The sequence below is a fragment of the Moorena producens 3L genome, assembly GCF_000211815.1.
GTDB classification, from domain to species: domain Bacteria; phylum Cyanobacteriota; class Cyanobacteriia; order Cyanobacteriales; family Coleofasciculaceae; genus Moorena; species Moorena producens.
Map to the genome: position 1 here is coordinate 26,048 of NZ_GL890937.1, position 26,251 is coordinate 52,298.

The window sequence follows — 26,251 nt, forward strand, 5'->3', positions numbered from 1 at the left end:
ATAGGGAATAGGGAACAGGGAATAATTTAGCGTGTTATTGTCTTATCAAGGTTTTAGCAATTCGTCTTCGATTACAGAAAAGATTAAGTTGAAATACCCAACGCTAGTTGACGCAGGGCTTGGGTAAGCGATCGCACGCCGTCGTAGCCATGAGGTCCAAACCAGCGGATTAACATAATTGCTAAACTCAGGCGGATATAGCTCTGTGAATAGCGCATTTGTGGATAGTGCAAAAAAGCTTGTCTACGGAAATGCATTGCTTCTTTGTAGTTTCCCTGATCTACTGAATTCCAAGCCTGGTAGAGATTTAAGTAGCTATAACTCCGGTTACGCAAGTACAACAAATCAGAGGGAACAGATTGGAAATTTTTTTCTATGGCCTGACGTGAATCCTGGATCATTTTCTCACGCCTTTTAGACATGCTACTGGCATGCTGTCGCCAAAGAGTTAAGGGTTCTTTGACCACCGCAAATAGATACTGAGCTGCAATCCGAATCCACATATCTCGATCAGCAGCGCTGGATAAGTTGGGGTCGAACATTCCGACAGTGTCAAAGCAACTCCGACGAACCATAGCTGAGCTGCCATTGCCAATCATGTTAACCACCAGAATTTGCTCCCAGACATTTCCTTGTTGATGGAAAGCTATAATGCTGTTTGTGGGTTTACCTTGTTGATCAACTAGAGCGGTCCAGGTATAGACTAGACCTGCCTCTGGATATTCTTCTAAACAGCTTACCTGTTTTTCAAGTTTAGTTGGCTTCCATAAATCATCTGCATCTAAGAAGGCTATATATTTTCCTTGAGCCTGGGCGATGCCTGTATTTCGTGCTACAGACACCCCCTGATTTTCCTGGGAAATCAGTTTGACTCGGGGGTCTGCTATTTGAGATGCCCATTCAACAATGTGGTCTGAACTACCATCGTTGATAATCAGTAACTCAAAGTCAGCAAGGGTTTGCGCTAAAACACTCTCCACTGTTTTCGGGAGGTATTCCATCCCATTATATGCTGGAATAACAACAGTAACTTTTGGCATAGTCAAGTTCATTAATCAAGTTATTTAATCAAACTATTTTGCTAAAGTTAATATTAACTCGAAACAATAATAGGACAGATTAATTGTGGTTAAATGCAACATTAAACTGGAAAATTATGCTCATAATATTTTGGAAAAAGTAGCAAATATTTAACTATTTAATCTAGTCAAGACTAGACTGACTAATCATTTGCATAATTAAATCACGATAGCGTAGAGCAACCATGTCCCAGCTAAAACGCATCCCATTCTTTCTAGCCTTAGTTTTCCAATCTTTGCTCAAAGCCTGTGCGATCGCTCCAGCATAAACATCTGGATTGGTGACATCACACACAATACCAGCATCGCCAATCATATAGCGACGAATCTCATCATCAGTAGTAACAACTCCTAAGCCGCTAGACATTGCTTGTAGGTAAGCATTGGCAAATGGTTCATCGATAGAAGGGAGGGTAAATAGATTCCCATACCGATAAACCTCAGGCATTTGATTGAAGGGAAAGGTCTGTATGGCAAAGCGATTAGCTCCCAACAATTCCTCACCTAATGCTTGAAAATATTCACGGTCAGGTCCATCGCCACAAATCAGAAGACTCCCATAGGGAAGCTTTGCGATCGCTCGAATTGTCAGTTCAACCCGTTTGTGATCGTTATGATTTAAAGAAGCAACACACAACACAATCGGCTTGTTCAAACCTAGGTCGATCTGATTTCCCTCTGGCTTGAATCGATCCATATCTACGCCGTTGGGAATAATTGTGACAGGCTGATTAGGACGCTGTTTATCAACAAAGTCAGCCATGGTCTCAGAGAAAACCACCAGATGATTGGGACAAAATCGCAGGCTTCGCGCCAGTGATTGTCCACCGCCAGTCAAACCAGTGTGTGCTTTAAACAGAATGGGTGTGCCAATCAGTGCTCTTACAAAAGCTGCCATGGCCAAACCGCCATAGTCATTGCAAGGAAAGATTAAGTCGGCTGGCTTCCTTAGCAGTCGCATTGCACAGGGAATAAAACTACTCAAGTGTTCAATGACCATATCAGGGTGAGTAGAGACGCTCCTGAACACTGAGTTAACCAGAGGATTACGTAAGATCTGACGAGCTTTTGTACGAGGGATGCCACCAGCAGGATAGTAAAAAGGACTACAGGGAGCCCCTGCTAACAATTCCACCTCGAAATACGGGCTTAGATGGTGAGTAAGCTCGATCGCAAAGTTTTCGGTGCCACCACTCCAGTTGACTCCTGCACTGGGATGGACTATGGCAACTTTGTAGGAGCGTTTAGTTTTCGTGGGCATTTGAGGCTCTAAAGGAGACCCAAATCGCTTTGGAGGCATAGTTTCCATAAAGTAAGGATAAAAACAGTTGATGTGGTCAAAATCAACCTCTTTAAAATTGGATAGTTTATTTAATTCTTCACTAGGAGTGGTCTCAACCTTGAAATAATGGGCTTTTCAATATAAAAATATACAATACACCCTACTGCTACAGCTATAACTGCATTAAAAATAGCAAATATACTTAAGGTTATTGAATTGGCAAGGAATATCTTTAGTCCAAGATTATTTACTAATATTTTCGTTGAATTATTCATGACAAAACCGTGTATTAAATAAATAGAATAAGATGCGTCTCCTAAAATCATAAGAAGGGGATTAACGTCAATATTTTTGCTTAATTCTAGAGATACTGAGCCAATTATAAGTATTGTTGAAGGTATACCGAAGGCAATAACATCTGAAACGCTCACAAGACCGTAATTGGTATTGATGGCAGATATAGTATATAAGAAACACCCTAAACAAATCAAGTATAAACCATGATTAATTTTATGTCTAGATAAAATATAAGCAGCTAAGCAGCCCAGAATAAATTCCAAATTAAGTTCATTAAAAACAAGCTGGATAGTAGCCTGATCTTCAGGAAAGCTTATGAAGCCAAAAAATGTTAATAATGTTGCTAATATCCAAACGGTAATTGATGGCACCAATAGTTTGGGTTTAACCCATATCAAAAAACTAAATAAAATATAAAAAAATACTTCAAAAGTTAATGTCCAACTAACTCCAATAAAACTTGAAGAAAGTATTTCCCTGTCTTGAGGAAAAAGAATAAAGGCTTTTATTATTTCACCAAAATTACCTTGATGCGTACTCGAATAATCAAACATAAATGATGCTATTAATTTGCCTGTTAATACTACCCAGTAAATTGGGTATATCCTAACAAGTCTTTTCAGAACAAAAGATTTAAGCCTGGAAGGGTTTTGAATATCTTTTTTATGAATATAAAAGATAATAAATCCACTCAAAACGAAAAAAAAATCTACTCCAGAACCCCCAAAAGCAAATATATCAAATAAAAAATCTCGATTTAGATTTTGATTAAATATGAGATCGCCATGAACAAGTACTACGAGTAATGCAGCTATTCCACGAAAAACTTGTATAAGTTTTAATTGTTTAGATTTTGACATTATAAAATTTTTCCTGAATTATTACTGGTTATCAATTGTGAATATGCTAAGTATTTTGATAGGCTATTATAGGATATTTTAAATATATAAATTAACGCTATATATAGCACTAAGCCTTCAAGTTATGACATTCATAAACTCCGAAACTTAATCATAGCTTACTTCTGAATTATGACTTATGACTTGCGCGTAGCGCTATATAACCTTAGTGGAGCTTCAACCTCTACCGGAGCAATATTTAAGATTAATCTTTAAGTTATATAGTTTTTATTTAAAGACATATCTAATAGCCCAAATAGTGAAAATAGGCGTCAGCAATTGACAAATGAGTACTGCACGAGCCACCCAAACAATTCCCCAGTTAACAGCTAGGAGTAAGCAACTAGAAAAGATTACAGTATAAATCAAATTCCAATAAAGATTTAGCTTAGTTTTACCGACAGCATTGAGGAGCTCAGTTGTAGTATTAGTAAGAGCAAGGGGCAGAGCCGAAAGACAAATAAGTATCAAAATTGGAATTGCCACTACCCACTTCTGTCCAAAAACAATTGGTACGTAGAGGGGAGCTAGACTTGCCTGGAGCAGAATGAGGGGCAATACAATGATAGCAGTGGTTTTCAGACTACTAAAATACCGGTTCTTAAGTTGGGTTAAATTTTCTCTGACTGCACAAAGATAAGGAAATACAGAGGAAGTAAATAATTTGATGACATTTTGGCTAATTCCCAAGCCAGCATTGAAGGCAAAGAAATATAGTCCCAGTGCCTCAACACCTAGAAAGCCACCAACGAGTAAGTAGTCGAGATTTGACCTAACCTTTTCGAGTAACTCAACCCCAAGGATTTTGCAGCTGAAACTAAGGACTGACTGCCAATTATGAAGCTTTAAGGATGTAGGTGCTCGCCAAGGATGATGTCGGTAATTAATCAAAATATGCACCGGAGTCGATAAAACCATTGCCCAAACTGCAGCCCATACTCCCATGCCTAATATAGCTAATATTACAGTTATGATATTGCCGATTATCGCCTGGCAGGCATTAGCAAAAGCTGTAACTTTTAGTCGATTATCTCGCCTAATCATTGCAGATTGAACTATAAACAATGGCATCATTAGGTAGATCAATGCGATAGTGATTATGGGCAAAATTATTTGGTTATTGCCATAAAATTTAGCAATGGGAAAGGCAGCAATACATTGGATAACAAACATCAAACCACCAAAAATCCAATTAAGCCAGTAGGATGTATTGCATACAGCTTCTAGCTCTTGTTCACTAGCCTGAATAATTTTGGATTCTGTACCAGCTCTGAGGATTAGAACATTGCCAAATTCAAAGGTGGTATAAATAGCAGATACCAGTCCGTAATCTTGAGGAGTAAACATACGAGCTAAAGTAACTGTTGTAGCTAGACGGGAGAGACGATTGACTAGCTCTGCTATTCCCATCCAACCAGCATTGCGAATAAATTCGCCCGATGATAGTTGCTTGAACTTATTAATTAGCATTGGGTGGTCTGTACTGTAAGTTTTATCTAGTCAAGGATAGTTTTATTCAAGATGGCAAAATTGACTTACTGGTCTAATCACTTCTTTGACCAAATAGATCCAACTCCCTCTCAGGTAATTTAGAGCATCAAAGTAGCAGCCAAATCGGTCAGATAAGCTTACTTGAGCCTGGGATATGGCGCGGCAATACTCACTAAATATTTTCCATCTTGGAAACATAATCTTTTCTTGGTTTGCCGGGTACCACCATTGAGGGTACTCATAGTCATCATTCTCACCATTCTTGCTGTACACCTGCACTGATTGTTTCGGATGTCTGCTGTAAAACAACAGGTATTCAGGAATGTCATAGAACCGTCCCAACAGAGCTAGTATTGCTAGTAAAACTTCATCGGCATGACCGTAGTTGCCTAAAGACAAAGTCTTCTTTAGGAGACTGCTATGAATTAATCTGAAAACTGGGTAGCACCGACTCATATTGCAAACTAAACTACGGAAACGCACTCGTGGTTGGTGTGAGTCAGCATGGAACTTACCATCGCCTAAGATGGAAATCAATAGGCGTCTAACCGTACTAGCTAGTTTTTTAGTCACTGTTTGAGTCTGCGGTTTTAGCTAAGGTTGGAGCTAAAGGTTCTCTAAGTTGACCACCTCCCCCGACAGTGTCTGGTCCATTGTTAGTAACAATATGTAAGGCTTGAACAAGCTTCATAAAGTCTTGGTAAAAGGGATTATTAGTGGGCGCTCTAGCCGTTAAACCGTAACCGTAGGTGGCTTTAAATTCTTCTTCAACCCCCTGTTCTGCTGCTAAAGCATAAGCGTCTCTACCTGTGACATCTACTTGATAAGCACCGTAGTCTTGGAGAGCATGAAACAGCTTTTTCCCTGCTGGGGTAGTTAGACCTAGGCTCTTTTCACTTACCTCCGGCGGAATTGCTAACAGAGAACCCATTACCAGTTGAGGGTCTTCACCTTTATATATCTTTGGAGCAGCTGAATCTGCCCTATCTGCAGGCCAACGGTATCCTGGTGTAGAACTTTGGGGATTGTAATAGATATATTTTTCCCAAAGCTCTAGTTTTAAAACATGACGAATCGGTTCGCTACCAATTAATTCTCCCTTGCGTATTGCTCCTCCTAAAGAGGACAATCCAGAACCAAGATGACCTCCGGCAATACCTTGACTGTATAGATCCAAATCTTTTTTCGGCCAGTGATAGCCATATACCGGACCACCGTTTTGACAGCGAGCCATTGGTTCTAGCTGGATGATAGTACGACCGTCAGGCTGTAGCAAGGCGGCAGCATTATTGGGAGTGGAATACCTAACGAGAGTGTTAATGGCATCAGGAACAATTAAATCATCAGGAATGGGGATAGATAAGTTTTCATAGGTTGTAGTTCCGCTACAACGCTTAGTCCAACTATCAGGGTCATACAACGGTCGCAGTGGGCTACTAGCAGGAATAATAAATAAAAGATCGACATCTATAGTGGAGCGAGCCGATCGCGGCAAATTAGCTGGTTTATACTCAGCATTACTGCCGATGGGCATGTTCCAGATTGAGTCCTGAGAAAAAGGCCATAACCAGGGGTCACGAGTGGTAGGAGTGTTGGCATTAGCGGCAGAAGTAGTGGTATTAGCAGTAATAGATTGGTTCGGTTTAAAATAGTTAGCTAAACCGATACTGATAGTTATCGTTACCAGCACCAGAACTATTACTACATACCATCTGAATTTCCGACTGAATTTCCTAGATTTGAAGAGCATAATCAGGAGCAGGAGAAAGGGGAGATGGGTAGCTATCGAGCAACACTTGATAGACGCCGACGCAGACTGTAATCTACCTCTAGCAATCTGCTTTAGCTGTGAGATCGGAAGAACTGCATCAGTGCGATCGCAAAACTCAAACGGATAAAGTCTAGAGAGAAGCGCAGCTTAGGATAGTGTAGAAGGGCTTGCTGACGATAATGATTTGTCTGTCGGTAATCACTATTAACCTTCTGCAGAGATTTCCAAGCTAAGTTGAGCTTGGCATAACCATAGCTATGGCTCTAGATATTATGCTTAAAAATTAGCGATACTTTAGTTATTTAATACTGATACTATTTTTTATAAATTAACTTTTTTTTTACAAAGTTTACGAATAACTCTTGCCGGGTTTCCTACAACTACAGAACTCTCAGGAACATCCTTTACAACTACAGAACCAGCACCAATTACAGCATTATCTCCAATGGTAATCGCACCAATAATCACCACATTGGAGCCGATATCTACATTATTGCCAATTTTTGGGCAACCGCTATAGGAACCATCTGGTAATTGTTTATTTCCAATAGTGGTTGAGTGTCTTAAGGTACAATTTGCGCCAATAACAGTTTCATGATTTACCACCAAACCTATGCCATGCAAAAGCTTAGTATTAGCTCCAATCTGAGTATCCCAAGGCAATTCAATTCCTAATATACATTCTACTAATACTTGGTAAAGTAAACGATAAAAAATCGATAAAAATGAAAAAGGTGCAGGTAATTTACCAAGCAAATGTGTTGAACGAAACATCAATAAAATGAACCGAGCCTTCAAGTTAGACTCATAGTAATTAACTTGCCAATCTTGTAGTAAATAATTACTGATATTATTCATTATTTTTGGCATTATAAAATAATATTTAAATCCTAGTATATTTCACTAATTTATAAAATTAAAACTTTGAAATGCACCCAAATACTATTGCATAGCTACAAAAAAAATAACCAGTATCCATCAGGAAAACTATTGGATATTAACTAACTTCATACTTCAAACTTCCGCGTAGCGAAGCTAGTTAGAAAGAACTGGCTTGTGTTCCTCTGTAGAGAGTTATTAGTTCTGTGTCGTCAAGAATTTTTTCACTCTTTTTGCCCATAAAGTAAAAACCTGATGCCGAATCAAATGTCCCCGATTTATCAATTAGATAGTAGTCGAAATATTTCAACCAAAAAGATGTCAGTCTGGCAATAACCTTAATCAAACTTCTTGCCATAGGTGTCTTAACAAAACTTAAAAGAAAGTATTGATATGACCAGGCTAATGCCATTCCTGGTCCACAGACAGCACCACTACAAATTTCTTCAAATTTGCGGAATAAACGACGATGTCCTAAGTGAGTGAAGCGAGTAAAATCATATCTTCCTAGGTGTACTTGTTGCATAAACGGAGTTTCTGAATAAACTAAACCATCTTTTTTGAGCACTCGATGAATTTCTTCAACACAACGGGATGGATCTACAACATGTTCAAGGACAGCTTGGATTATGACTCCATCAAATGAATTGTCTTTAAAAGGAATATTGTGGGAGTCAAAAATTACTGCTATACGGGAATCATAAGCAACATCACTTTCGATAATTTCAATGGCAGGTACTGATAACAGCTCTTCCATACCTTGACCAATCACACTACCTCCAATTATCAGTACTTTAGGACTATCAGTCTGCTTGAGCAGAAGTTCTGTGAATTTTTTGTAATTCCTCTTACCTTTCAAATTCAGGATAATGCTAGGAATCAAATTGATGGCAATTCTTTCTAATTTTGGTTTTGGGTTAAGATCAGCATTTTCGGGATTTAGAAAGTTTTTAATCTTAAATATACTAGATGATTCATTGATCAAAATTGGTTTATCCTGAACAACAGGATAATTTTTTTGGCATTGATAATTTGTACATCTCAACTGATTTTTTATTGATTCTAAACTAGACAAGCAACAGGGACAGCAAAGCAAGTCTTGAGTACTTGATGATAAGTTAATTTCAGCATTATTTATGATGTTTTGATTAGTCATGGTGTTGTATTGCTATTGGTTAAAGTCTCAACTATTTCGTGAGTGAAATAATTCGCGTCACTCCTATAAAAGCTAGAGTTACCCTGATCAAAAAGGTGTAAGCCGTGCAGGAGGACTAACCGGTGCGTGACTTTCTGAAGGCGGCAGATCATCCCAATTCCAACCCACCACTGCCAACAAGGTATACCAGTAGAAAAAGAGAGTGGTATGACTCCAGATATTTTCGGTAATCATCCCCACAGGTACAGCCAGAAGAACCGCCAACATGGCTAAACACAGATTTCGTTGTCCACTGCCAGGAGATGCCTGTCGAAATAATTGAACAAGACGCCCAACCTGAACTCCGAGGAAGACCAACCAAGTTACCAGTCCTAGGATTCCTCCTTCTACCAGCGCTCGAATGTAATCATTGTGGGGATACAGCCCATTGGTACTAACATCAGCACTAATTCCGAGACCGTAACCGAGAATAGGAAAATGTTGCCATTGCTGTAGTAGGTAATGCCACTGAGCAATTCGCCAATTGAAACTGTTATGGTCTCCCTTGGAGAGGAGGATGGCACGCCAAATATCGATGTCTGGATTGCCTAAGGGTGTTTCAGTGATTGAGCCGAGACGTTCTTGACCAAACTCCGTACTACCAAACAAAACTATAATTCCGACAAATAGGACTATGCCACCGATTAGGTTCACTATGCTCAATCTAGGGGCGATTAAAACCACAATAAAGGTACCAAGCATCATCAAACCAAATAGAGCCTTAGTACTCACATACACAAGGCTAAGTAAACCCAGCAATAGCATCCAGATCCAGCGTGGCTTTGACTGGGTTAGCCTCCAATAGGTCAGACCCATGAACAGCAATAACCAGGTTACAAAGCCATTAGGGTGACCAATAGTCCCTTTGATTCGAGATACTTCATCTAGTGTTTCGGAATAACCTCCATCAGCAGCAAACATGGGAGGTAAAACCGAAGGTACAAACATCTGGAGCAACGCTACTGTAACTGGTAAGAGCAGAGCCCAAAACAGCCCATAGACAACTTGCTTAGGTGGAAGCCTGTCCTTGAGTTGCATTACCAGCAAGTAGACCATCAGCCAAGAAAATAGACGTATCCACTCACGGATGCTTTCTAGCAAAAACGAAGCATCTAGCCCCAGCCCTCCCAGAGGCAAAAGTATCACCCACAAGCCTTGTAGCATCACCCAACCAGCAAAGAACCACCAAAACTTATCAGTGCGTACAGTTTGCCCCCTCAGTAACATCACTGTCACATAAAGCAAAGTCAAGCCGTCGAGTCCGATAGCAAAAGCTGCTGGTACCTGTTGATCAGAAAACGGATCGAGACAGCTACGCAAGATCAATAGTCCCAGTACCGCTTGCTCAAACCGGGCAAAGAAGTAGACCACCACCGCTACTGCAACCAACCCTAAACCAAGCAAAATCGGCTGAGTACCTGCGAGTAAGCCAACAGCTAGACCAATCGGCACACCTGCCAGTCCTAGCCAAAAGGTCAGAGCAGAGGAACGATGCCAGGGGTTATGAATCTGCATGATCAACCCCCTTGGATACAACAGCACAATTGTTACTGGCTTCCTTGCCATGGGTCTGCCTGAATTCGGCTTGAGGCTGGTAACTATCGAAGGAATCGAAATAGTACTGTTGAGTCCGATCGCTTATGCCATTGGCAACAAACCCCAGTATGGGAGTGCTACTATCTTTCAATTCCGATACTGTCTGTAGTAGGATATCTTTCTGGGTAAAGTTGGGACGTGTGACTATCACCAACCCATCACTATACCGACTCAAGATATGGGCATCAGCAAAACTACTAACTGGTGGCGTGTCTACAATCACTAGGTCATAATGATCTGCGGCTGCTGCCAAAATAGACTTGATCATCTGTGACTGTAGGAAGGTAGCCGAACCAGAGGGCTGGTCACTACAGGTCAAAATCGAAAGGTTTGCGATGGCTGTGGGTTGCACCGCCGACCGCCAGGTTTGATTGCTGTCAATTACATCTGTAACCTTTGGCTTAGGGGGTAAGCCAAACAAATTGTGCTGCATTGGGTGACGCCAGTCGGCATCAATAATCAATGTCCGCCGGGAAAATCTTACTGAAACCGCACCCAAGTGGGAAGCTACCACTGACTTACCTTCTCCGGAAACAGCACTGCTGACCACAATCAGCTGTAACCTCTTCTGAGCACGCAACTCCATGGTTGTCAGGAGCAGGCGGTAAGGCTCCATTAACCTCATATCTTCCAAGAATCGGTTCGGTTGCTCAAGACTGAGTGCCTGAGCAGGTATCTTCGGTAATACCCCCAGCCTAGGCAGCTTCAGGAGTGCCTCCGCTTCCGAGGCATCGTGTAGGGTATTATCCATTACCTCCAGCAGCAGCACCATACCGACAGCTAGGGCAATTCCAGCAGCAGTAGCTATCACCAGCACCACTTTTGGATTGGGTTCCTGGGGTGATGAAGGAAGTTTTGCCCGCTCAATAATTTGAATATTGCTAACTAGTTGGGCTTCTGCAATCCGTGCTTCTTCCAGTTTGTTTTGGAGGAGTTTAAGAGAGGCAATTGCTTCTTCTTGTCGGCGAACTAAGCTAGCAAAGGGTTGCCGTAGAACTGGTATTTGACCAAGACGATTCTGGAGTTTAATGCGCTCAGTCTGCACCAGGTAGAGCTTTTGTTCCAGTGCCGACCGTTCTGTTTGAGCTAAAATAAATCTAGAGGTAAAGTCCTGGCTCAACTGATCAGAGGCCACATCACCAGGGGCAATAATTTGATTATTGGACTGATTAGTCGGTAACAGACGAGAAAGTTTTTGATTGTAGAGGGTAAGGAGTTCATACCGCTCCTGAACCAGTGATATCATCGCTGGATTTTGATCAGTTAGACGCGATCGCATTTTGGCTAACTCCCGATCCAACTCTACTAGCTGAGCTCGTAAGGCTTGGAGTTCTTGATCTTGACCAATGCGTCCAGCGATGTAAGCATTCTGAGTATTATTCAGACTGGTTATGGTCTGGAGTTCTTGGCTACGGGTTTTAGCATCTTGGAGTTGAATAGACACAGCACGTTCTTGGTCTTCTAAAGTAGCTAAACTCCTGACTAAGAGTTGTGTTTGTTCCTCCGGAGAAACTAAACCAGTGGTCTGTTTAAATTTGTTTAACGCTGCTTCTGCTGCTGCTACCTCCAAACGCCGTAATGGTACTTCTTTCTCCAAAAATTCCCGCACAGCTCTAGCTTCTGAACGAATCCCTTCAGCACTTTCAGTAACCATTGCGTTGGCGACAGCATTGAGCACCGTGGTTACCAATTCTGGATTTTGACCCTGATAGCTCAGCTCAAGAATATTGGTAGCAGGCACAATTTTTACCTTTAAATCCTCACGGAGTGTGTCTATGGTCAGTCCTTCTTGTGAACTGCCGAGTAGAGCAATCTCGTCAAGTGCTCCCTGAAGAAGCCGTTCTGACCCCACTAGTTCTGCTTGAGTTGCGATTGGGTCAGCTCCACCGGGTGTATTAGCAGGGACTTGGCTGAGGTTGTCACCCAACTCAGATACACTCACCTTTTTATTGTCCAGCATCAGCCGTGCTTTCACTTGGTACACTGGTGGGGTAACAACCAAATAGGCAATCGCTCCACCAATTACGGATGTAAAGGTAACAAGGGCTGGCAAAAGCCGCCGCTTTAAGGCTAATGGTAGTGATGAAAGGCTGGTGTCCATAACGTTGACGAAACTCTGTGGTTTTACTGGTTCTTGAAAAAGGGGAGCGTGACACTGAATTTGGGATCAGACGACGCACAGAGTTTTTGATACAGTCTCAAGTTATCAGCAGTAATTTTGTCCCAGTTATAGTAAGTGGCTACATGGTCTTGTGCCTTCTTGGCCATGTCCGCTAACTCTTGAGGTTGGCGGATCGCCCTCTCTAGAGCTTGGACACAAGAGTCTACGTTTCCTGCTTGGAACAGTAGACCTCGTTGTTCACCAATCAATTGCTGATGGGGAGGGATATCACTAGCGAGCACTGGAATCCCTTCCTGCATTGCCTCTAGCATCACCAGCGGTAATCCTTCTAAATCCGAAGGCAGAACAAACAACCCTGCGCCCCGAACAATCTCGGCTAAGCGACTTCCATAGAGTTCACCAACGAATAACACGTCTTGATTTGTGCCTGCCAAGTCATGTAGGTTGGCGATGTAGTTATGAGTGTCACTATCACCACCAGCAATCACCAGTTTCCAACCGTTAGATTTGAGCCGTTGGAAAGCTTTGATGAGTAGATCAGGTCGTTTTTCGGGTACAAGCCTGCCCAAGAACAGAATGTAACGCCCCGGGTTTAGACCTAGGAATGTACCATAGGAAAATTTGGGGTCTGACTCTGGGTAAATCCCTGGAGCATTGGGAATATTGACTGTATTCTTGCTATAGGTGTTGAGAAAGTAATTTTGGAGTGCTTGTGACACTACCACTAACTCATGGGCAGAGTACACCGCGTTCCTCTCCCCCAAACGAATTAACCCACTCGACCATTTCCCCCACTTGGCTCGTTGCCAGTCCAATCCCTGACAGGTAACCACAATTTTTGCAGAAGAGGCAATTCTGGAGAGCCAGGAGAACACAGCTGGACCTAGGGCATGGAAATGAATGATGTCGTAGCGTTTGCCACTGGAGATAATCGCTGCCAGGGCAGCATTAGCCAAAGCATCTATTCCTCTGAATTGTATCGAGGGTAGAGAGATTACTCGAACACCTTTGTAGTCAGAGGATGAAAAACCGGTAGACTCGGTGTAGGACGACCGTGCAAATAGATCTACCGAATGACCCTGGGCAACGATTCTGGGATAGAGTTCTGTGCAGTAACGTTCAATGCCACCTTGCTTAACAGGTACTCCTTTGGCTCCAATTACAGCAATTTTCATGAGTTCTAGTTTTCTCTTTTACAATACTCTTCGGCAGACTAATGAAGTGGTGATGACACCCTGAGTATGTAAGGTAAGCATTCAGCCGTCAGCCGTCAGCCGTCAGCTTATTTTATTCAAAAGCTGTTCGGTGTAGCGTGCGCTATGGGCATAAACTGTTCAGTGTAGCGTGGCCACAGGCCTTTGGCTGATACGCGACACGCTGATAGCTAATAGCTGATAGCTGATAGCACCTCAAGTAGCACCATCTGTAGCGCATATGCTTACTATGTAAGTTTGACTGCTCTATCTTGATTAAAGGCAGCGGATTAGACAGAGATTAGGCAGACCGTTGGTGAGCACGGTTGAGCATTTGCTCATAAACACTGCTGACAACTGTGCGAGCACTATAGGGTTGAGCCGTGCGCACACAGGAGGAGGCTGAATAATTCTCTGGATGGTGCAAGACCTTACCCAAAGCAGTTGCGATCGCAACTGCAGTACGCTCGCTGCAAACAATCCCACTATCAGCACCGAGAAATTTGGGAGTTTCACCACAATTCGTGGTCACTACAGGTGTCCCACAGGCGAGAGCCTCAAGGACAGTCAAGGGCAGTCCTTCGTAAACGCTAGTCAAAACAAAGACACTACAGACACGGTATAAGTCTGCTAGTTTTTCCTGACCTACTGCTCCAAGCATAGTCACTCGGTTAGACAACCCAAGAAAGGAAATTTCACCACGGAGTTCATCCTTTAACTCCCCATCCCCAGCAATCAGTAAGTGAACATTGGCAATATATAAAGTTGCCATCGCCCGTATCAGTAACATCGGGTCTTTCTGAGGATGCAGACGACCGGCGAAAAGGATAAAACGGGTCTGTTCAGACAAATTATGCTCCTGTGCCAGAGCTTTGCGTCCCTGTGCTCGTTGCTTTGGGTCTAGGGGATAGAACACCTCGTCATCAACAGTGTTTTTCAGGTAAGCAACACGATTTGCGATCGCTGGATAACGCTGTTGATAAAACTTAGCTGATTCAGTATTGCAGGAAAAAATTTGGCTAAATTGCTTCACCAGTAAGCCTTCGAGGGCAAAATAGCTTGCGGAAAAACGCTGCCAAAGAATGCCATTATTAGCCGTTGCAGGATTCATCTGCTTGGCAATGTCATTGTGTACAAACAGCGTCTTCTCTCCAGACCAATTGAGAGCTGCTAAGCTGGGTTCGATGCGATGAAAATGCATAAAATCCGATGCCAAGCAACGACCGAACAGGGCAGTCGTATACTTCACCGTCGTCGGTATCAAGCCCCTAACATTGTCATCTTCCAAAGGAAACAGGGGCATAAATTGAATGGCTCGACCCGCTACTTCTCCTTCTTGCCAGACACCGGAAGCTGAAGCCAGGTCTCCTGTTCCGACCAACCGCACCTCGAACTCACTGGGAGCATATTTGATAAAGGAGCGGATGACGGTCTGAATCCCACCAATGCTGCTATGCCAAGGATTAAACTGATAGAAAATAGTTAAAATTAGTTTCTTGGTCACTTTAATTAATAAGAAGTAAAACTGTTTGAGAGTCAGTGATTTATGGGTTATAGTTTATAGATTTTATCAATTGCTTTAGGTACTTTAGTCCTGGGTTTTAGGGAGTCGGGAGCGGTGCGACCCAAGGGCGATTTACTCGCCCTAGGAGGCGCGCACCGAGGGAGTCGGGATTAGGGGTAATAAAATTGACTGTACTTCATAAGTATGCTCAACGCTATATAGCATTTATCAAATAGGTGAGGTACACATTTTTTTGATTTTATGGAACATAAAAAAATGCTCTTAGGTATCTGGTATGCTTAACTTGTATTAATTTTAATTAATTAAAATTAATACTGTTTATAGCTCTGATATTTTGATAATTAATTTTTTAATATCAATCGAATATCAATGCCTAAAATGATTGCTAAGCAATATTTTTAATCATTGCTTCTGACAAATTAGCATAGTCATTACGTAATTACCTATATTTTAGGAATAGTGTGTTTACCAACTAACTAGTATTCTTGGATTCGTTACCTTTGATTCCCTATATATAATACGATTGCATTAATTAAATCCCCTAACCTAGGGTAGAAATATATTTTTTAACCAAAGTAATTATTGGATTGTTTTAAATCATAAAAACTTGGTAAGTTTTAGTTTAATAACTAATTATTAACTACACCTTCAAGACTCTAAATCCGGATATTTATTAAAAATTGATCAGTTACTGGATTTAGAAAGTTCTAACAATAGTTAGTGAATACTTTGTGAATACTCTCAACTTAAAAAAGCTTAAAATTATTTCCAGACAAATTTTCCCGAAAAAACTGAACACTTAAGACATATTTCTGTTCCCTGTTCCCTGTTCCCTGTTCCCTGTTCCCTGTTCCCTGTTCCCTGTTCCCTGTTCCCTGCGCGCAGCGCTATCAGTTATTAATTTTGGACTCTGATAGTCTTGGTAAAAAAACCCAGCACAATATGGATCGGAACCATAATTCCAATCAAGATGGTAGTGCTAACTAGTAGATAGGGATTGTTTGGTATCCCACATTCCGCACTTCAAAGTGTAGTTTGGAAGCTACTGGGTCCCGCTACGGCAACACAAACACTGATAACAGGTTAATTTATAACACCTTAAGTATTCCTAATCAACAATATCGCCAGCATTACCAGAGTATAGATACTAGAGTCTACATACAACACCGAATATTACAAACTGACCTGTGGACTCTCGGTTCACAGTCTATCGCCCTGAATTTTATCCCTGACTCCCAGAGCCACTGGATCTAGACTGTGATACACCCATAATTCTATATCCCAAAGGAATCATTACAAATGTGACCTTGCACTGTCAATAAAAACCCAATAAAAAGCTGTAGCCAATGTCTTAGAGGATTTGGCTACATCGTCGCGGCTAAATGCTAGGCATTTAGCCCACTAATCTACCGCTTTATTGAGACTATTATCAATTAACCCAAAATTTTAGGGAAAAATTTGCCCAAAAATTATTTTAATTATATAATTATAATTAATTGATTTAATTTGTCAAGTGTTCAATGTAACTAATTTACTATCATGGAACCTAACTATCCATTCCGTGCCATACTGGAATCAAGCTACCTGATCTGATCAGCTTACTGATCCCTAAAAGCCTGTGTGACACTTAACTAGAGAATTTCCATTGGAGTTGTAAACCTAATTGCTTAGGGAAAGGCAAGAGGAATCCCCCCTAACCCCCCTTAGTAAGGGGGGCGGGCAAGAGGCAAGAGCTAATCAAGTATATAAAGATTTTTGGGAATCGAAAAAACTGTAATACTTGTTTACAATTCATTGGGAAATTCTATAGCAGTTTTCAATTGGGTGAGGTACTTTCGTCCTGGGTTTTAGGGAGTAGGGAGTAGGCAGTAGGGAGTAGGAATCCCCGCGCGCAAGGGGGTAATAAAATTGAATGTACCTCATCGGTATGATCAACACTCTATATTCCTTATAATTATTCAAACAATTGATCTTCCTTGGTTTTGGTCATCTCTGACTCAAGACCATCAGCAAAAGGTGCACATAGTAAGACGATGTCAGTAGATCAGCTCATAGATGTACTCACAGTTATGGGGTACGCTAAATTGACTTCCCTTCAGGAATGGATTCTGTACCAAGCTTGGGAAGAAAAAACCTATACCGAGATGGCGGAGGAGATACACTACGGTAGTGAATATCTCAGGAGAATCGCTTCTAAGTTATGGCTATTGCTCAGCAAGATTTTTGGCAAACCAATCACCAAGGGCAACTTCAAACCAGTTTTAGCTAGCATTCCTCTGAGTCCCTTACACCAAGAGCGAATCGAGCAATATTACCAATCCTTGAGCCAATGCCCAACCTTTCCCATTGGAGTAGTCCCCCTATCATCAGCGTTTTACATTAAACGTCCCGTTGTCGAAGAAATGGCTTACCAAGCCATTGAACAACTCGGAAGTCTAATCCTGATTAGATCCCCGAAAGAGACCGGTAAAACCTCTTTGATGCTGCGGATAGTAGACCGGGCAAAATCCCTAGGTTACGGAACAGTATGGATTAATTTTGCCCAAGCAGAAAGAGCGATTTTAAGTAATTTAGATCGGTTATTACGTTGGTTGTGTGCTAATCTATGTAATCAACTGGTGCTTGCCAAGCAATTGGATGAGTATTGGCATGAGGACATCGGCAGCAAAGCAAGCTGTAGCTCTTTTTTTCAAGGACATATCTTAGAGTCCCTTGAACACCCCCTAGTTTTGGCGATGGATGAAATGAATTTGCTCCTTGAGCATAGGCAAACAGCTCTTGACTTTTTTCTTCTGTTGCGATCTTGGTCTGAGGCTGCCAAACACGTGAAACCTTGGCAAAAGCTGCGGCTTGTGGTTGCTTATTCCACAGAAGTTGATATTCCTGTTACAATCGCTGACTATTTATCGAATTTAGGATTGCCCATTGAATTACCCCAGTTTAACCTTCAACAAATTCAGCAGTTAGCCCAGCTTTATGGACTCGATTGGTTTAGAGGTCAAGCTAGGGAGAAATTAATGGCTATGGTGGGGGGACATCCGAAATTAGTGCAGCTTGCTCTCTATCACTTGGCTTGCGAAAACCTTAGCCTAGAACAACTTCTTGATCAAGCACCTACCGGAGAGGGAATTTATAGGGATCATCTGCTGCTAAAATTAACTAGACTTAGGCAAAATCCTGAGTTAGCCACTTTCTTCAACAAGGTGATTCAAACCGATAGAGGTGTTGAGTTAGATTCAATCTTAATCAATAGATTAAAGAATCTAGGTTTGATCATCTTTGACGGAAATCACGTCATGCCAAGTTGTGATTTATATCGTCAGTATTTATTAGCACAGCTATGGGATGCGTGATTTTAGCCCACGCTAATGGGTACGGCTGAATGCCTGAGCTTGTTCAACCTATTGTTTAAGCTGTAGGCTATGAAGATATTTAGGGATGATTAGTACAGGAGTTGGGCTTGAGGGGTAAGCTAATTGTTTTCGAGGGAGTGGAAGGTGGTGGTAAAACTACCCAACTACAGCGATGCTCAAATTGGCTTCGAGCTGGTGGCTTACAAGACTGTCTAGGTAATGTTTGTTTGGGAAATCAAACAATGCCCGTTGTAGTCACTAGAGAACCGGGCGGAACATTATTAGGTGCTAAGGTTCGCCAACTGCTACTAGATAGAGATTCCTCACCGATTCACCCTCGGGCTGAACTTTTACTCTATGCTGCTGATCGGGCTGAACATGTTGAAGAGTTGATTAAGCCACAGTTGGTCAACGGAGCAATTATTTTATGCGATCGCTACACGGATTCCACAATTGCCTACCAGGGTTATGGCCGAGGTATTGACTTGAAATTGATCGAGGAGCTTAATCAAATTGCTACCGGTGGACTGGAAAGTGACCTCACCCTGTGGCTAGATATTGATGTCGAAATTGGTCTGGAACGGGCGCGACAGCGGGGAACCGTTGACCGCATGGAGCAAGCTGACTTAGCATTTCACCGACGAGTGCAGCAGGGATTTCAGGAGTTGTATCAACAAAATCCCGATCGGATTGTTCGGGTAGATGCTAGCTACAGTGAGGAGGAGGTGCATAATGCCATTCAGAAGATTTTGGGTGAACGGTTGAGAACATGGTTCCAGGAGCGTTCGATTTTATCCTAGGGCAAGACCAAGCGATCGCATTATTGAACGGAGCAATTACAACTAACCGCATTGCCCCTGCCTACCTGTTTGCTGGTCCATCTGGGGTGGGGCGGAGTCTGGTAGCACGGGCTTTTATTGAACAGTTGTTTGGTCAAGGTATCCCAGCTGATGGGCAAGTCTCAATTAAAAAACGACTGATTCAGGGCAATCACCCAGATGTATTGTGGGTAGAGCCAACCTATCTCCAGAATGGTACACTGGTGTCTGCTACAGAAGCTGTCCAAAAAGGAATTCAGCGTCAGGCACCCCCCCAAATTCGGTTGGAACAAATTCGGGAAATTGCTCGGTTTCTGAGTAATTCTCCTCTAGAAGCATCACGTAAGGTGGTGGTACTAGAGCAAGCAGAAACTATGGCAGAGCCAGCAGCCAATGGTTTGCTGAAGACTCTCGAAGAACCGGGAAACGCTACGTTGATAGTGATCGCACCTAACACTGAATCTTTGTTGCCGACCCTAGTGTCTCGCTGTCAGCGGATTCCATTTTCTCGGCTGGGGCCCGAAACTATGACAACAGTGCTGTGGCAAACCGGTCATCAACAGATTTTACAGGAACCATCAGTACTCGCTATTGCCCAGGGAAGTCCGGGGGAAGCGATCGCTGCTTTTGAGCAACTCAAAGCCATGCCCCCAAACTTACTCACCCAACTTACCCAGTTACCCCACACATCCCGTCAAGCATTAGCACTGGCAAAGGAAATTGACAACAACCTGGATACCCACACTCAGCTTTGGTTAGTGAAGTATTTACAACACTGCTACTGGCAATCACACACTCAACCAGAGATGATTAAAAAGCTAGAGCAAGCTCGGCGATACCTGCTCAGTTATGCTCAGCCGCGATTGGTTTGGGAGGTAACCCTGTTGGAATTGAGTATTCTTGAAGCATGAAGGGTTAGGAGTAAATTATAAAGCATGAAGAATAAAGTGTAAAAGAGTAATTGGGAAGGATCAACGATAAAGCTCCATCAAATATTTCCTAATACTGGATACTTATATGCGCTCTTACCATTAAGAATTAAATTCGCCACGGGTCGCACCTGAAGGAAAGCCTACTAATCAAAATCGTTATGACTATGATCTAATTGTAAAGGTTCGTAAATAATCAATTAGATTTGATACCATTTGTGTGGTAGGTTACAGATCATGTCATGGTCTCGGCATGGACATGGGATATTGGTTAGATCATTTTCTTATCCATGAACTCCCTCTCAAGATGTATCTTTTTAGCCAGCACTTTGAGAAATAGTATGGGTAGCAAGGTTTGAGGTGACCACCACTTGATCAGCAATCTGTAGCCAACTGACACCCTAGACACTATAAGGAGAATAACGACATGACTACGACAGAAGGATGTCTCCGGGTAGGCCAACTGGCTCCCGACTTCACGGCCACTGCTGTATTCGAGCAAGAGTTCAAGACAATTAAACTGTCTGACTATCGTGGTAAATACGTCGTTCTGTTTTTCTATCCCCTAGACTTCACATTTGTTTGCCCTACCGAAATTACTGCATTTAGCGATCGCTTTGAAGAATTCAAAGAACTAGGCACCGAAGTCCTTGGCGTCTCTGTTGACAGTGAATTCTCTCACCTGGCTTGGATTCAGACTGACCGCAAGGATGGAGGTGTAGGCGATCTAGCTTATCCTCTGGTTTCTGATATCAAAAAAGACATCAGCACAGATTACAACGTTCTTGACCCGGAAGCTGGTATTGCCTTACGTGGTTTATTCATCATGGACAAGGAGGGCATAATCCAGCATGCTACTGTCAATAACCTCTCCTTTGGTCGTAGCGTTGACGAAACCCTGCGTACCTTGAAAGCGATTCAATACGTTCAAGCTCATCCCGATGAAGTTTGCCCAGCAGGCTGGCAACCAGGTGACAAAACTATGAACCCTGACCCTGTTAAATCAAAGGTTTACTTTGCTGCGGTATAACGGAATCACGAATATCTCCGCCCTCCTACCTTGAAGACTGAGCTTTGATACTGGGAAATTGAGTGGGTATAATACCTGTTCAATTTCCCATTAACATTATGAGGGTAGTGATAAATAGGTAGTGATAGAACATTGCATTTCTGGTAAGCAAGTTGACCATTGCTCGATTAGGAAATCTTATCTAAATTCCTAATAGGCTAGAGGATATAGCACGGCAGTAAAGGAAAACAACAGTTGCTGTCCCCCCGCACTACCCCAGTCAAGAATGCTCGTTCTTTGTGGGAAAATGGTCAAGAAGTCTGTGTCAGTACCTACACATGTTGGTCCGCATATAGTGAGTAGGGAGGAGTGTCAATCGATTGAATCAAAAAATGGCGCTGCCTGGGAGGAAGTACAATGTCAGAAGAGCAAAAACAGCAGCCAGAAGCGGCAAATGATCAACCAATGCAAACGCCGCCGACACCATCAGTGACAGATAAATCCAAAGACAGCTTGGAAACAACAAGTCAATCGCCTCAGACCACTGGCAAGGGAAAGTTATCGTCTTCTCAGCCTAAGTCTGGATTAATGAATCGCTTGCTGCCGATTCTTAGTACTCTTGGCCGGTTGTGGGATGGCACCTTAAAAAAAGTCCGCTCCTTGCTACCGGCAGCTTGGAATGAAAAACTGTCTGATTGGATGTTGACTGGTGCGATCGCAAGCGTAGTAGTAGTCATTCTATGGACAACACTAGCGCTTCTACCAAAGACACCAGCACAGGTGGCACAAGTTCCTGCTGATACCATTAATTCTCCACAAAATTTGGAAGTTCCTCAGGAATCACAACTTGTGGAATCGGAACCCATACCCACACCAGAGTTAACTCCTGAACAAAGCCTGATTGTCGCAATTCAAAATCAAATTGCGGCTATTACCGCTCAGTACGGTAATGACCTGATTCAAGCAATTGAGGCGAACTTTCTCAGAAGTATGCTCTTGGTCAAGGTCAGTGATGAGTGGTACCAACTCAACGATGCTCAGCAGAATACCTTAGCTCAAAGGATGCTGAGTCAGTCTCAACAATTAGACTTTAACAAGTTGGAAATTACTGACTTAGAGGGAACGTTACTTGCCCGTAGTCCTGTGGTGGGGTCAAGTATGGTCATTTTTACCCGACATTAATGGTATTATCTGTTGAGGGTTGAGGGTTGACAGTCAAGTGTCCACCCTCAACAACCCCAACTATTTATGTGATAAGATACCAGACAAAATTAATTATCCTATCACCATTATCCCCCGCTTAATGGGTTCAAGCGCTTCATGGCACGATTTACTACTTCGGAGTAGCGTAATTGCCCACACAGAATGTTGAGCATGATTTGAGTAGCAACGGGTTTTTTAACGCCGACTTTGTACCCAATTCCGGGAAAGCTGTAGAACGCACCAGCGAGCTTAGCAGCCCAACTCATATCAGTTCCCCGTTCTTGCTGCATCACCTGGGTATAGTTTTCTAAGGCATCGGCTTGACCTGCCAAAGCTTGTTGAATGGCCTCAGCTGCTTTCATGCCACTGAACATGGAGGGTCGAATTCCCTCAGCAGTCATGGGATCCACCACACAAGCAGCTTCCCCAGCTAATACAGCATTTTGTGTATGCAGCTTCTCCTCACGTTCCCAGACGCAGATGGCACCTTCGTGCTGTTTACAGCTACTCAGGTCTAAGCCGGATTTCTCCGCATAACCTTTGACTATCTTTTCGATGTCTTTCAGGTCACCACCCCGTAAGGAGCCAAGACCAATGGAGTAGCCTTCGGCTTTAGGAATATTCCAGATAAAGCCATTTTTGACCTGACCAAAGTCAAAATGGATCTCGGTACTATTGGTTTCCGATTTGGGCACCTCTAGGGCTAATGCCAGACGTGACTTACGTTCTTTGAATCCCAACCATTTTGCCATCGGTCCAGTAGCACCGTCAGCTGCAATCACGTAGCGACCTTCAACAGTCCCATTGACAGTGTTGACCTGCCAGTGGTCTCCCTTAAACTCCACCCCTGTAACTGCTGTATTATCTCGAATTTCAGCACCTTGTTTTTGGGCTTGTTGGATGAGATAGTGATCGAAAACATCCCGTTGCACCATCCAAACCGGTTCTTGAGTGTCCAGTTTCACTTCTACTGGGTCATCCATTTTCCAGGTGTAGCGTACACTCTCAGCTTTCAGAGATATGGCAGGTGTAAAGTCGAAATCAAACCACTGTTGCACTTGTGGGGAAACCGCCCCACTACAAGCCTTGTACCGGGGTAAGGATTCTTTTTCTAGAACCACCACAGACTTTCCACCTTTAGCCAGGTGATAAGCAGCAGTTCCACCAGCCGGTCCCGCACCAACGATTATGCAGTCAAACATGATGTTTCTACTTTACTCCTCAAAGATTTATCGAATGAAGTTCACAGACTAACAGCCCAGTGTGTCAGCCTACTATCCAAATTGAGTGACCAAATTGAGTGACCAATTTACCAGGACTTACTCACTAAGATGCCCAGCAATTGAGACAAACTAACGGGCATTGTAAAATCACTATCAATTCATAATAATGACCCTACAAACATTGCAGGGTCGAGATTAGGCTATTAGGAAAATGCAAACCCAAAATCAATAACATCCTGAAAACGCCTAATCATTTATTATCTGGATGCACCTCTACTGATAGTTTTTGTCTCTTGTTCACTCCAGTTTTCAGTCATTAGACTCGTTAATCCGGATAGTTTAGTCGGCTAATTACTAGGGGAATCATTAGTTTATAGAACCATTATCGACCTAGAATTTTTGAAACATGTGGACTTCTGAGCAATCTTTATTAAAATTTCACGAAGTCACAGCCAAAACTATTGCCAAAACTATTAGTGTATTTTTTTTGCTCCCCATCCTCTTCCCCTATGGGCTTCTTCTAAATCCTCAGTCGATCTCCAATCGGTTGGTATCGGTATTGAGGAGTTCAACCAAGGTAGGGGAGATTTGGATTGTGGAGATTTGGGTAGACTTGGTAAGTAAGATCCGATTAGGATTATCTTGCAATTCTAATGCCGTCAGAAACAATATGACCCAATCCCCTAATTGTTCTCCCTGGCGAACTATAATCCACCAATCAAGCTATTATCTCTATAACTTGGTTAAAGTCTTTAGGAATTGTTAGGGTCTTGCTGACTCCTAGTCTTACCTAGATTAACTAACGAACCAAACCCCTGGGTAAGCATTCAGCCGTCAGCTATCAGCTATCAGCTAATGCGCTACGCCCACGCTACTTGAGGTGCTATTAGCTAATGCGCTACGCCTACGCTGTCTTGATGCAAAGCGCGAGTGGGGGAAACCACGGCAGTTGCTCATCGGGAGGGGCTGCGTGGGTCACCTGCGTCCGCACCTTGAAAGCCCCGTGGTAACCCCCTTTGGCGGCACTGCCTCCCCGTGAGGCCACTGCATCGCTACTAGAGGTGCTAGCAGGCGCTTTAACTGCACGGGGTCGGATCAGTAAAACGAGCAGGGATTTTAAACCAGCCGTACCAGCACCCCCGATGCTGGTTTACTACCGACCGTTGATTAGCTGACGGCACCTCAAGTAGCGTGAGCAATACGCGATGCGTGGCCATAGGCCAAGGCTCAAGACTGATAGCTGAATGCTTACACCCCTGGCACAATATCACTAACCTGACTAAGGGAAAGTAAGTCATGGAAATGACTTATTTGACCATTACCAGATAGTTCGGTGCTCAAGTCCCGCCTAATATGGATTTTGATGAGTTCTGAAAACTACCTCAATCACCCCAATTTTGGTCTACTGTTTCGAGTTTGCATTGTTGAAGAACAACAAGAGTTGTTCACTACGATCTATGCCCACAGACTTTTCTTTTTGGTGAAAAGTACCACCAATGGTATTGCCTTTGAGCCAATCAGTCGTTCTGAGGCTCGGCTGTTGGTAGAAAATCGCCTTCGCTTACTTAGGCGCAGTGGTTCATCGGCTGACTATGAGCAGCTTCGGATTATCCATCAGCAAACCTTCCAATAAGTTCCATTAGGAAACCCGTTCGGGTTAATTGGGAGACTCCTTGGAGCCGGACAAGGTGAATGGGCTGATATTACCGCCAGAAGTAGGTATAAACGATGATTGTGAGGGTTTTCTGAAATTAGGTTATGGCTAGAGCCTTGTAATGGGGTAGTATATACCCAACCACATCCATCATCAATATTGCCCTCTTATATATAATGGCATAACCTTCTGCTAAGTGTTGGTTTCGACAACTACACCCCGAGCAGAAGGCAGATATATATTCTATATTGATAACCTTGTGGTGTTCTCAAGGGTGAAAATTATTAAGTAAGCTTATGGGTAAGTTAGACTGTTTACGTTCTAGTCTAAGCATCTACTCAAGACTGCTGCCCTAGAGAAGGTCGATTATCGGTTTTGCAGAAGCTTACACTAAAGTTGTGATGGAGAGTTGACTATGAGCGGTATTTTTAATAAGCTGCGCGATTTCGTCGGTCTGAATGAGCCAGTGGAATACGAATACGAATATGAAGACATGGAGGGGGATGCCTACCCAACTCCCTACCCACAAGAGCAACCGGTGCAACCGTCATCAGAGGAGGAACGTCCAACCAGACGTCGTTCTCGGGAGCGGACAACGGTATCAGAAGCAGGCGTAGGGCCATCTCCCATCAATAATGTGATTGGCATGCCTGGAGCAGTCAATGGCATTTCAGAAGTGGCAGTGATTGAACCTCGTTCCTTTGAAGAAATGCCCCAAGTGATTCAGGCACTG

General features: G+C 42.8%; 19 protein-coding genes and 1 pseudogene. 7 read left to right on the top strand and 13 right to left on the bottom strand.

Annotated elements, in window-relative coordinates:
- Positions 1–83: 83 nt before the first annotated feature.
- The 12 genes from LYNGBM3L_RS19040 to LYNGBM3L_RS19095 form a co-directional block, all read right to left on the bottom strand.
- Complete coding sequence (locus LYNGBM3L_RS19040) at positions 84–1,040, bottom strand: glycosyltransferase family 2 protein (protein WP_008186679.1); 957 nt, start codon at positions 1,038–1,040, stop codon at positions 84–86.
- A 163-nt stretch (positions 1,041–1,203) separates the two neighbouring features.
- Entirely contained in the window at positions 1,204–2,388 is a 1,185-nt protein-coding gene (locus tag LYNGBM3L_RS19045) for a glycosyltransferase (protein ID WP_008186682.1), read from the bottom strand.
- Positions 2,389–2,450: 62 nt separating this feature from the next.
- A complete protein-coding gene (locus tag LYNGBM3L_RS19050) occupies positions 2,451–3,518 on the bottom strand; it encodes an acyltransferase family protein (protein WP_008186684.1) in 1,068 nt (355 codons plus the stop codon).
- Positions 3,519–3,785: 267 nt separating this feature from the next.
- Positions 3,786–5,027 carry a lipopolysaccharide biosynthesis protein gene (locus LYNGBM3L_RS19055; RefSeq protein ID WP_008186685.1) on the bottom strand — a complete coding sequence of 414 codons (1,242 nt, stop codon included), beginning with the start codon at positions 5,025–5,027 and terminating at the stop codon, positions 3,786–3,788.
- 42 nt (positions 5,028–5,069) lie between these two features.
- Positions 5,070–5,621, bottom strand: coding sequence for a hypothetical protein (locus tag LYNGBM3L_RS19060; protein WP_048815282.1), 552 nt, complete (start codon positions 5,619–5,621; stop codon positions 5,070–5,072).
- Positions 5,614–6,738, bottom strand: coding sequence for a hypothetical protein (locus LYNGBM3L_RS19065; RefSeq protein ID WP_008186689.1), 1,125 nt, complete (start codon positions 6,736–6,738; stop codon positions 5,614–5,616). The genes LYNGBM3L_RS19060 and LYNGBM3L_RS19065 overlap by 8 nt, the downstream gene beginning before the upstream one ends.
- 402 nt (positions 6,739–7,140) lie before the next feature.
- A complete protein-coding gene (locus LYNGBM3L_RS19070) occupies positions 7,141–7,677 on the bottom strand; it encodes a serine acetyltransferase (protein WP_008186691.1) in 537 nt (178 codons plus the stop codon).
- Between the two features lie 181 nt (positions 7,678–7,858).
- Positions 7,859–8,854: a class I SAM-dependent methyltransferase gene (locus tag LYNGBM3L_RS19075; protein ID WP_008186693.1), complete on the bottom strand. Its 996-nt coding sequence runs from the start codon at positions 8,852–8,854 to the stop codon at positions 7,859–7,861.
- Between the two features lie 87 nt (positions 8,855–8,941).
- Complete coding sequence (locus LYNGBM3L_RS19080; RefSeq protein ID WP_008186695.1) at positions 8,942–10,408, bottom strand: O-antigen ligase family protein; 1,467 nt, start codon at positions 10,406–10,408, stop codon at positions 8,942–8,944.
- On the bottom strand, positions 10,395–12,590 hold the full coding sequence (locus LYNGBM3L_RS19085) for a GumC family protein (protein ID WP_008186697.1): 2,196 nt from the start codon (positions 12,588–12,590) through the stop codon (positions 10,395–10,397). The genes LYNGBM3L_RS19080 and LYNGBM3L_RS19085 overlap by 14 nt, the downstream gene beginning before the upstream one ends.
- A gap of 23 nt (positions 12,591–12,613) precedes the next feature.
- Positions 12,614–13,786: a glycosyltransferase family 4 protein gene (locus LYNGBM3L_RS19090; protein ID WP_008186700.1), complete on the bottom strand. Its 1,173-nt coding sequence runs from the start codon at positions 13,784–13,786 to the stop codon at positions 12,614–12,616.
- Between the two features lie 319 nt (positions 13,787–14,105).
- Positions 14,106–15,308, bottom strand: coding sequence for a glycosyltransferase family 4 protein (locus tag LYNGBM3L_RS19095; RefSeq protein WP_008186702.1), 1,203 nt, complete (start codon positions 15,306–15,308; stop codon positions 14,106–14,108).
- Positions 15,309–17,362: 2,054 nt separating this feature from the next.
- Here LYNGBM3L_RS19095 and LYNGBM3L_RS19100 point away from each other — a divergent pair.
- From LYNGBM3L_RS19100 to LYNGBM3L_RS19120, 5 genes are all read left to right on the top strand, one after another.
- Positions 17,363–18,682 (top strand): AAA-like domain-containing protein, encoded by a 1,320-nt coding sequence (locus tag LYNGBM3L_RS19100; protein WP_008186703.1) that lies wholly within the window; start codon positions 17,363–17,365, stop codon positions 18,680–18,682.
- A gap of 107 nt (positions 18,683–18,789) precedes the next feature.
- On the top strand, positions 18,790–19,482 hold the full coding sequence (gene tmk / locus LYNGBM3L_RS19105; protein WP_044493901.1) for a dTMP kinase: 693 nt from the start codon (positions 18,790–18,792) through the stop codon (positions 19,480–19,482).
- Positions 19,452–20,411, top strand: coding sequence for a DNA polymerase III subunit delta' (gene holB / locus LYNGBM3L_RS19110; protein ID WP_008186706.1), 960 nt, complete (start codon positions 19,452–19,454; stop codon positions 20,409–20,411). The genes tmk and holB overlap by 31 nt, the downstream gene beginning before the upstream one ends.
- A gap of 445 nt (positions 20,412–20,856) precedes the next feature.
- Positions 20,857–21,459: a peroxiredoxin gene (locus tag LYNGBM3L_RS19115; protein ID WP_008186710.1), complete on the top strand. Its 603-nt coding sequence runs from the start codon at positions 20,857–20,859 to the stop codon at positions 21,457–21,459.
- Between the two features lie 396 nt (positions 21,460–21,855).
- Positions 21,856–22,620 (top strand): hypothetical protein, encoded by a 765-nt coding sequence (locus LYNGBM3L_RS19120; protein ID WP_008186713.1) that lies wholly within the window; start codon positions 21,856–21,858, stop codon positions 22,618–22,620.
- Between the two features lie 107 nt (positions 22,621–22,727).
- On the opposite strand, the gene LYNGBM3L_RS19125 is transcribed toward LYNGBM3L_RS19120, so the two are convergent.
- Positions 22,728–23,843 carry a geranylgeranyl reductase family protein gene (locus LYNGBM3L_RS19125; RefSeq protein WP_008186716.1) on the bottom strand — a complete coding sequence of 372 codons (1,116 nt, stop codon included), beginning with the start codon at positions 23,841–23,843 and terminating at the stop codon, positions 22,728–22,730.
- A 1,384-nt stretch (positions 23,844–25,227) separates the two neighbouring features.
- Between LYNGBM3L_RS19125 and pipX the strand changes: the two genes are divergently transcribed.
- On the top strand, positions 25,228–25,497 hold the full coding sequence (gene pipX, locus LYNGBM3L_RS19135) for a transcriptional coactivator PipX (protein ID WP_008186718.1): 270 nt from the start codon (positions 25,228–25,230) through the stop codon (positions 25,495–25,497).
- A 436-nt stretch (positions 25,498–25,933) separates the two neighbouring features.
- Positions 25,934–26,251: pseudogene (locus LYNGBM3L_RS19140) on the top strand (cell division protein SepF); the annotation flags it as partial.

Coding starts and splice junctions, on each gene's coding strand:
- LYNGBM3L_RS19040 (WP_008186679.1), bottom strand. CDS start 1,040: ATGCCAAAAGTTACTGTTGTTATTCCAGCATATAATGGGATGGAATAC.
- LYNGBM3L_RS19045 (WP_008186682.1), bottom strand. CDS start 2,388: ATGGAAACTATGCCTCCAAAGCGATTTGGGTCTCCTTTAGAGCCTCAA.
- LYNGBM3L_RS19050 (WP_008186684.1), bottom strand. CDS start 3,518: ATGTCAAAATCTAAACAATTAAAACTTATACAAGTTTTTCGTGGAATA.
- LYNGBM3L_RS19055 (WP_008186685.1), bottom strand. CDS start 5,027: ATGCTAATTAATAAGTTCAAGCAACTATCATCGGGCGAATTTATTCGC.
- LYNGBM3L_RS19070 (WP_008186691.1), bottom strand. CDS start 7,677: ATGAATAATATCAGTAATTATTTACTACAAGATTGGCAAGTTAATTAC.
- LYNGBM3L_RS19075 (WP_008186693.1), bottom strand. CDS start 8,854: ATGACTAATCAAAACATCATAAATAATGCTGAAATTAACTTATCATCA.
- LYNGBM3L_RS19080 (WP_008186695.1), bottom strand. CDS start 10,408: ATGCAGATTCATAACCCCTGGCATCGTTCCTCTGCTCTGACCTTTTGG.
- LYNGBM3L_RS19085 (WP_008186697.1), bottom strand. CDS start 12,590: ATGGACACCAGCCTTTCATCACTACCATTAGCCTTAAAGCGGCGGCTT.
- LYNGBM3L_RS19090 (WP_008186700.1), bottom strand. CDS start 13,786: ATGAAAATTGCTGTAATTGGAGCCAAAGGAGTACCTGTTAAGCAAGGT.
- LYNGBM3L_RS19100 (WP_008186703.1), top strand. CDS start 17,363: ATGTCAGTAGATCAGCTCATAGATGTACTCACAGTTATGGGGTACGCT.
- holB (WP_008186706.1), top strand. CDS start 19,452: ATGGTTCCAGGAGCGTTCGATTTTATCCTAGGGCAAGACCAAGCGATC.
- LYNGBM3L_RS19115 (WP_008186710.1), top strand. CDS start 20,857: ATGACTACGACAGAAGGATGTCTCCGGGTAGGCCAACTGGCTCCCGAC.
- LYNGBM3L_RS19120 (WP_008186713.1), top strand. CDS start 21,856: ATGTCAGAAGAGCAAAAACAGCAGCCAGAAGCGGCAAATGATCAACCA.
- LYNGBM3L_RS19125 (WP_008186716.1), bottom strand. CDS start 23,843: ATGTTTGACTGCATAATCGTTGGTGCGGGACCGGCTGGTGGAACTGCT.
- pipX (WP_008186718.1), top strand. CDS start 25,228: ATGAGTTCTGAAAACTACCTCAATCACCCCAATTTTGGTCTACTGTTT.